We start from the raw sequence: 7,134 nt of genomic DNA, 5'->3' as shown, positions 1-7,134 counted from the left end.
CAGCGCGCGAGAACGCGCGAGAAGGAAGCCCGCGAGCAGCGCGAGGAGGAAGCGCGCCGGCGCGCCGCGGATGCGGCTCGGGCCGCGGCCGAGGCAGAGACGCAGGCGCGGCGCGAGCGGGAGCAGGCCGAGGCGGAGGCGCGCGCGGAAGCGCGGGCGCGGGCGGCGCTCGAGGTGGCACGCATCGAGGCCGAGGCGAAGGCGCGCCTCGAGGCGGATAACGCGGCGCGCGCGCACGAGCTGGCCGTCGCCCGCGCGCGCGCCGAGGGACGGCGCCGCAGCCTGACGCACGCGCTCGCCGCCGCGCTCGGCCTGGCGCTGTGCGGCGGCGCGGCGGCCGCCTACGGGGTCGCGCAGCACGTGGCAGGCCTGGAGCAAGAGGCCCAGCGGCTCCGTGATGCACAGGCGGCGCTGGCAGACGAACGCGAGAGCGCGAGGGCGGCCGAGCTCGCGGCCCTCGACCGGCGCCACGCGGCGCTGCGCGGCAGGCCCCTCGCCCGCGACGCCGAGGAGGCAACCGCGACCGCGGAGGCGGCGCGGAGCGCCCTCGATCCGCGGGCGCTGGACCACAACCGGCTGCGGGCGTTCGGGGACGCGCTCGACGCGCTGGAGACACGGCTCGACGCGCTCGAGAGGATCGCGGCGCTCGATCGGCGCCACGCCGACCTCGCCGCATGGGCCGCGGAGCGGCGGCGGCCCGAGGCCACGGCGGCGGCCCAGGTCGCCGCGGCGCGCGCGAGGACGCCCGGCGCCGACGAGAGCGCGCTCCGCGCTTACGAGGGCGCGCTCACCCACCTGCGGGAGGCGCTCGCCCGACCTGCGGCGTCGGGACCGCGACCGCAGGTGGGGGTGGGGCCCCAGCAGCCCAGGTGCACGAACCCGGGCGACCCGATGTGCGGGTTCGACGGGCGGTCTCTCTGAAGCGCTGAAGCCGCGCTTCTCTGCGGGAAGCTCGGCGGAGCTCCGGGCGAACGACACAACCGTCGCCCCCCAGCGCGGCGCTTCCACGCTCCGGAGGTGCATGGCACCCTGCGAGGAGAATGGCCAAGGACGTGTCGAGCACCGTCGAGCACCGGAGCCCGGTGCGGCCCGAGGCCGGGAGGCGGCGGCCAGCGCTTGTGTGCGCGTTCCCGCGGCCCATGGCGTTCGCGCTGCCCGACTCCGGGACCGTCATCGGCCGCGCCTGGCTCGCCGAACGCGGCCTCGCCGACGCGGAGGTGTCAGGCAAGCACCTGCGGATCGATCGCGCCGGCGGCGCGCTGCGCGTCGCGGACGTCGGGTCGCGCAACGGCACGTGGGTGAACGGGTCGAGGCTCGCGCCGCGCGACCTCACGCCGCTCGACGACGGGGCGGTGCTGAGGCTCGGGCGCGTCCTGTTCGTCTTCCGCGAGGAGCTCCTCGGCCCGCTCGATCCGGCGCCGCCCGTGGGCGGGCTCGTCGGGCCGTACGGCCTGCGCACCGTGGCGCAGCCCCTCGAGGGCCTGCCGCGGAGCCGCCCCGGCAACGTGCTCATCGAAGGGGAGACGGGCGTGGGCAAGGAGCTCGTCGCGCGCGCCACGGCGGCGGCCCTGGGGCGCGCAGCGCCTTTCGCGGCGGTGAACGTGGCCGGCGTCGCCCGCGGCGTGTTCGAGTCCCAGATGTTCGGCCACGTGGCGGGGGCGTTCTCGGACGCGCGCAGCGCCGCGCCCGGGATCGTCGTGGCCCACGACGGCGGGACGCTGTTCCTCGACGAGATCGGCGAGCTGGATCCCGATCTCCAGGCGAAGCTGCTGCGGCTCCTGGAGAACCGCGAGGTGCTGCCGGTCGGGGCGCAGCGGCCGGTCCACGTGAACGTGCTGGTCGTCGCCGCGACCCACAGGGACCTCGAGGAGATGGTGGAGCGCGGGGCGTTCCGGCGCGACCTGTTCGCGCGGCTCGCGATGGCGCGCATCCACGTGCCGGCGCTCCGCGAGCGGCGCGAGGACCTCTTCAGCGTGGCCTGCGAGCTCGCGCGGCGCGCGGGCGTCGCGCTCCCGGCCGAAGCGGTCGAGGTCGAGGCCATGGAGCGGCTGCTGCTCGATCCCTGGCCGAGCAACGTGCGCGGGCTCGACGCGGCCCTCGCGGAGGTGCGCCGCCTCGATCACGAGCCCGGGCTGCGGCTGTGGCCGGTCGAGGAGGTGCTCGGGAAGGCGCCGGACGACCAGAAGACCGCGCTCACGCAGGAGCGCGTCGAGTCCGCCCTCGCGGCCGCCGGGGGCAACGTGACGTCGGCCGCGGAGCGGCTCGGCGTCTCGCGCGGGAAGCTGCTGCGCTTCCGAAAGCGCACACAGCAAGGGGAGTGATCAAGCCTGGTTCGGTGCGTCGGAAATCCCGCCAGGCGGTTCGACGCGAGCGGCGAGGGAGGTCGCCATCACTCCCAGCCGGACACGCCGTTCGTGTCGCGCAGGATGGCGTGGACGGCGTGCACCTGACCGCCGGACATCTTGATCATATGCATGTCCAGATGCCCGTCCGTCATGAAGTCGAAAATCGTGAGACCGATGGCGATGCCACGCACCTCGTCGGCCAGGATGACGCGCGGGACGAAGGTGCCGCCGGACCCAGGATCGCTGGCGCTGCAGGATGCTCCGGTGCGGCAAGAGAAGTTGCCGCCCCCGTTCTCCAGGCGCTTGCAGGCTCCCGTGACGTCGCAGACGCCGGAGGGGAACGAGCGGAAGTACTTGTCGATCCAGCTCGTCAGCTCTTCCCGGGTGGCCCGCTCGGCCTCCGGGACCTCGTCGTGCCAACCGATGTCGTCCGAGATGGCGATGATCGCGGCGGGATCCGAAGCGACCGCGAAGGATGCCGTGTAGTCGCCCGGGCGGACGACGATCGTCTCGATCTCCGTGATCTCCGAACCTTCCACCTTGATGCGGAGGGCGACGGGAAGATCCCTCCCGCCTTCCGGAATCACCGCCTGAGCGCCGGCGCTGCACGCCTCGGTATCCAGGGCACGCTGCGAATGCTTCACCTCGCCAGCGTCCCTCCAGAAGGCCGTCGTGCCGATCTCGGCCTGCATGCCGTTTTCGGTGAACTTCACGCCTTCTGCCAGGGGTAGGCTGGAAGGATCCCCGGCGGCGAGGGCGGCGAAGTAGTCGTCCAGGAGGCCATCCAAGAGCTCGCGCGTGCAGTCGCCACCCGGAGCGCCGCCCGCCCCCGTCGCTCCGCCGGTGGCCGCTCCGGGTCCACCGCCGGTGGAGGTGCCGCCGCTCGGCCCCGCGCCGCTGCTCGGCCCCGCGCCGCCGCTGGCACCGCCCGATGAGACGCTGCTGGTCTCTTGCGGCGTGCCGCCGGCGCCTCCCGCGGGGCTCTGGCCGCCAGAGCCCACCGCGCTGCCCGAGGCTCCACCACCTCCGGTGCCGCCCGTGGCGTCATCGTTTTGGCCAGGGCCGCAAGCGCCCAGCGTCAGCGCCAGGGCGACCCCGAGAGAGAGGAACGAGCTATGATTCATGCGTTACCTCTGCGCTGGATCAAAGCTCGCCGGTGAGCGTCGGCGGTGTCCAGTCGATGTGGTCCAGGTGGTTGGGCTTGTTGGGCAGGTCCGTAGCGAAATTGCCCGTCGCCGTGGCGGCGTTGCCCTTCAGGAATTTGTCGACCATGGCGTTGAGGGATGCAGTGTACTGCGAGCGCCAGCTGCAGTGGCTCCCACCTGCGCCCGTGTAGGCGATGTGGTCTCCGACGCCGAGCGCCTCGAAGATCATCTTGCCGACGTTGGCGGTGACCCACGCCGAGTTCCGATCGAGCCCGTTGTACATGGTGCTCGGGTTGTCCACGATGTAGAGGCCGCGCGGAGCGATGAGGCCCATCATCTCGTGCATGTCGACGGGCAGCTTGTTCGTGTTGTCGGCCCCAGCGTTGTTGCCCGTGGTGAACTGACCGAGCGCCACCTCCGAAAGCCAGCGGACGTAGCTGATGCCATGATAGGGCCATTCGGAGCCGCTGTAGCTATCGAGCACCTCGACGAGGCGCAGGCCGATCGTGCCCCCGAGACCCGACTCCACCGGGATGGTCAAGGCGATGCGGTTGTCGAGCACGCCGGCGACGAAGGCACCCTTGCCCCAGCGTGAGCAACCCGTCACACCCACCCGGCGCGGATCGATGACGCCGGGGTTCTGCTCCAGGACGTCGAGGACGCGGCTGATCTGCCAGGCCTGTGCCGTGAGGTAACCCGCGGGATGGTCCGAACCGTACGCGCTGTAGAACGGCCCGTTCTTCGCGCCGCTGGTGCCTTGCGACTCGACCGCGGTGAAGGTGATCGTCGCGACGCCGCTCGGAACTGGCATGCCGCTCAGGCCGCCGTAGCCGATGATGGCCGGGGCGGGCGCAGTCGCCCCGTTCATGTTCACGGTGAGGTTGAACGAGGCGGTGCCGCCGCCATCCTTGACCTCGACCGTGATCCTGCTGTTGCTCACGGTGCCGGACACGGCGCCCTTTGCCGGGACGGGCTTGTCGCCGTAGATGAACTTGTAGGCTTGCTGGAGGATCTCTTCGCGCCGGCAGGCCCACTCGCTCTTGCTGGCGATGCGGCTGCCGTCCATCTTCTTGAAGGGGTCCGGCAGCTTCGAGTTCGCCGTGAGCGAAGCGACGCTCGGCATCGCTCCGACGGTGCACCCGGCTCCAGGGTTCTCCACCTCACCCCACTCGGCGCTCACGGCGTTGCCGCCGTCGCCGTTGCCCCCGGCACCACCGGTTCCCGGCGCTCCGCCCGTTCCGGCCGGGCCCCCGCCACCGGTGCTGGCTTCGCCCGTCGTCACGTCGCCGCCCGTCCCGGTCGGGGTACCGCTCGAAGAGGACGGTCCACCAGTGCCCGTCGGCGTCCCTCCGGTGCCGCTGCCGCCGACGCCCCCCGTGCTGGCTGCAGGGCTTCCTCCTGAACCGCTGGGATCCTCCGATCCGCCTTCGCTGCCGCAGGCGGCGAGCACCCAAGGCAGCACTGCGAACAAAGCCAAAGAGATCGTGGGACGTGCAGTGCGTAGACGCATGTTGAGCGCTCCTCGTGAGGGGTCGTGAAACAGGATCCCGCTGGGGTCGGGCGATGGGATGGCGGACGAGAGCCCGACCCGCGAGTGCCGCCGAAGTTATTCCCCACTTTGCCGGTCGTCTTCAAGCTGATTTTGTGCTACTTTTCGTAACGTTCGTGCGCCGCGCGTACCGCTCAGGTGGACTGTTCTCGGCTCTTGCAAAATGTCGATTCTTGCGAGATGCGCACGGGCGTGCAGCCGGTGCGCTGCTTTGACGGCCTGCCGCCGAACGAGCTCTTGCGTGCTTTTCGATGGCCTCGAGCCGTCCGGCCGCAGCTGGTAATCGTCCCCTTCGCCCACGCCAGGGCCAGGAGCAGGCCGAAGCCGATTTCCTGTTTGCCCCTCGACGGCACGTCCTCCCCCGCTGAACGCCTACGCGGAGGCAGTGTGCCGGGAGAGCAGGTGTGCCGCGGCGCTCCGCTGGGTGGGCGGTCCGAACCAGGTGGTGAGGGCGTCGCGAAGGCCGTGGTCCGTCCCTTCTCCGACCCACGCGACGTGTCCGTCGGGTCGAATCAAGACGGCAGTCGGCGCAGGTACCGCGCCGAGCACCGGGAGCTCCCACACACCAGCGGGGCGAGCTTCGAGCAGCCGAACACGAGCGGCCCAGGGAGCGATGTCGAAGGCACCCGGCTCGCCGAGGTTGAGCAAGACCGGTCTTGCCTCGTGCAGCAGCGTGAATACGCGCAGCGGTCCGCTCTCGGTGACCAGGTCGAGATCGGGCATCCGACGTCCGAGCAGCGGGTGTCCTTCACCGAGGTCGTAGCGAATGTCAAGACCAGACATCATCGCGGCGTAGCGCTTGCGAGGCTCGTCGATCTTGAGCAGCTCGGTCACGGTCTCGCGCAGGGCCTCGGTTCGATCGTCGCCGCGACCGAGCGCGGTTTGCGCCATGGTCAGGCGCAGCACGCGGGCAGCGATGGGGTGCCGCTCGGCGTGATAGGTATCGAGCAGGCTGTCGGGCGATGTGCCGCTCACCACCTGGGCGAGCTTCCATCCCAGGTTCACGGCGTCCTGGACGCCGATGTTGAGCCCCTGTCCACCTGCCGGCGCGTGCACGTGCGCCGCGTCGCCCGCCAGGAGGACACGCCGGTCTCGGTAGGACGCCGCTTGCCGAGCCATGTCGCTGAATCGGGATAGCCAGGTCGGGTTGCGAACACCGAAGTCGGTGCCGTAGACCGCGACGAGCGCATCGCGCAGGTCCTGGAGCGTCGGCTTGTCGGCTTTGCCGACGTGCGGCTCCACGAGCACGACGCCAACACGCTTTCCGTCTTCCAGCTTACCCAGCGCGTTGACGCCCTTTTCGCCGCGGCGGACGCCCCACGCGGGCTCGTCCACCATGTCCACCTCCGCGATCAGGTAGCTCGTCGACGCGTCCCATCCGGCGAAGTCGATGCCCGCCTTCTTGCGGACCAGGCTGCGACCGCCGTCGCACCCGACGAGGTACTTCGCTCGTAGCGTCGCGCCGTCAGACAGCTCGACGTCGACGCCCGTGTCGTCCTGCGCAAACCCCGTCACGTCACGCCCGCGATAGAACTTCACCGGCAGCTCGGAGACCCAGTCGGCCAGGATGCGCTCGATCCGGTTCTGGCGGAGCGCGAGCCCGTAGTTGTGGCGAACCGGGAAGTCGCTGATGTCGAGAGGGATGAACGAGAAGCCCGCGACCTGCATCACCTGCCCTTGTGAGAGAAAGCGCTCCGCGACGCCACGTTGATCGAAGACCTCGATCGTGCGTGCGTGCAGACCGCCCGCGCGCGAGCCGGCGAGGTCCTGGTTTTCGCGCCGCTCGACGACGGCGACGTCGATCCGCGCCAGCGCTAGCTCGGCCGCCAACATGAGCCCCGTCGGACCTCCACCCGCGATCACCACGGCGTGCTTCGGCATCTTCATAATGCAGCATGGTGCGGCATGCCTGGGGGCTTCCGGCAAGCCCCCATGTCTGGTATACGCTGGGGCTGGAGATGGGCGGGAGGCTCGCTCGTTTCCTCGCTGCACGCGCGCCTCGCGGCGCACGGCGGCGCGCCGAATTTTTGCGCTCGTCCGACGTTCGTTGGTGATCCTCTGAGACCCCTCGATGGAGGCCGGCGTGCCATGACCC

General features: G+C 71.0%; 5 protein-coding genes (1 of these 5 only partly in view). 2 read left to right on the top strand and 3 right to left on the bottom strand.

Annotated features, from left to right (window positions below):
* Positions 1–921 carry the 3' portion of a hypothetical protein gene (locus tag WMF12_RS11730; RefSeq protein ID WP_437870785.1) on the top strand. 99 nt of this gene lie to the left of the window's left edge, so 921 of the gene's 1,020 nt are visible here — the last part of the coding sequence; its start codon lies off the left edge, out of view; it ends in the stop codon at positions 919–921.
* Positions 922–1,040: 119 nt separating this feature from the next.
* Positions 1,041–2,321: a sigma 54-interacting transcriptional regulator gene (locus tag WMF12_RS11725; protein ID WP_437870784.1), complete on the top strand. Its 1,281-nt coding sequence runs from the start codon at positions 1,041–1,043 to the stop codon at positions 2,319–2,321.
* Between the two features lie 68 nt (positions 2,322–2,389).
* Here the strand turns inward: WMF12_RS11725 and WMF12_RS11720 are convergent, their stop codons facing one another.
* From WMF12_RS11720 to WMF12_RS11710, 3 genes are all read right to left on the bottom strand, one after another.
* A complete protein-coding gene (locus tag WMF12_RS11720) occupies positions 2,390–3,469 on the bottom strand; it encodes a hypothetical protein (protein WP_437870783.1) in 1,080 nt (359 codons plus the stop codon).
* 19 nt (positions 3,470–3,488) lie between these two features.
* Positions 3,489–4,772, bottom strand: coding sequence for a glucuronyl esterase domain-containing protein (locus WMF12_RS11715; protein ID WP_437870782.1), 1,284 nt, complete (start codon positions 4,770–4,772; stop codon positions 3,489–3,491).
* 639 nt (positions 4,773–5,411) lie between these two features.
* Entirely contained in the window at positions 5,412–6,920 is a 1,509-nt protein-coding gene (locus WMF12_RS11710) for an FAD-dependent monooxygenase (RefSeq protein ID WP_437873850.1), read from the bottom strand.
* Between the last annotated feature and the right edge of the window lie 214 nt (positions 6,921–7,134).

It is taken from the genome of Sorangium sp. So ce363, from assembly GCF_051520435.1.
Lineage (GTDB): Bacteria > Myxococcota_A > Polyangia > Polyangiales > Polyangiaceae > Sorangium > Sorangium cellulosum_B.
Note: the sequence above shows the minus strand (reverse complement) of the source record. Positions and strands in the feature narration are given on the sequence as shown.

What these genes read in the sequence shown, in the direction of transcription:
- WMF12_RS11725 (WP_437870784.1), top strand. Translation starts at nt 1,041, where the DNA reads ATGGCCAAGGACGTGTCGAGCACCGTCGAGCACCGGAGCCCGGTGCGG.
- WMF12_RS11720 (WP_437870783.1), bottom strand. Translation starts at nt 3,469, where the DNA reads ATGAATCATAGCTCGTTCCTCTCTCTCGGGGTCGCCCTGGCGCTGACG.
- WMF12_RS11710 (WP_437873850.1), bottom strand. Translation starts at nt 6,920, where the DNA reads ATGCCGAAGCACGCCGTGGTGATCGCGGGTGGAGGTCCGACGGGGCTC.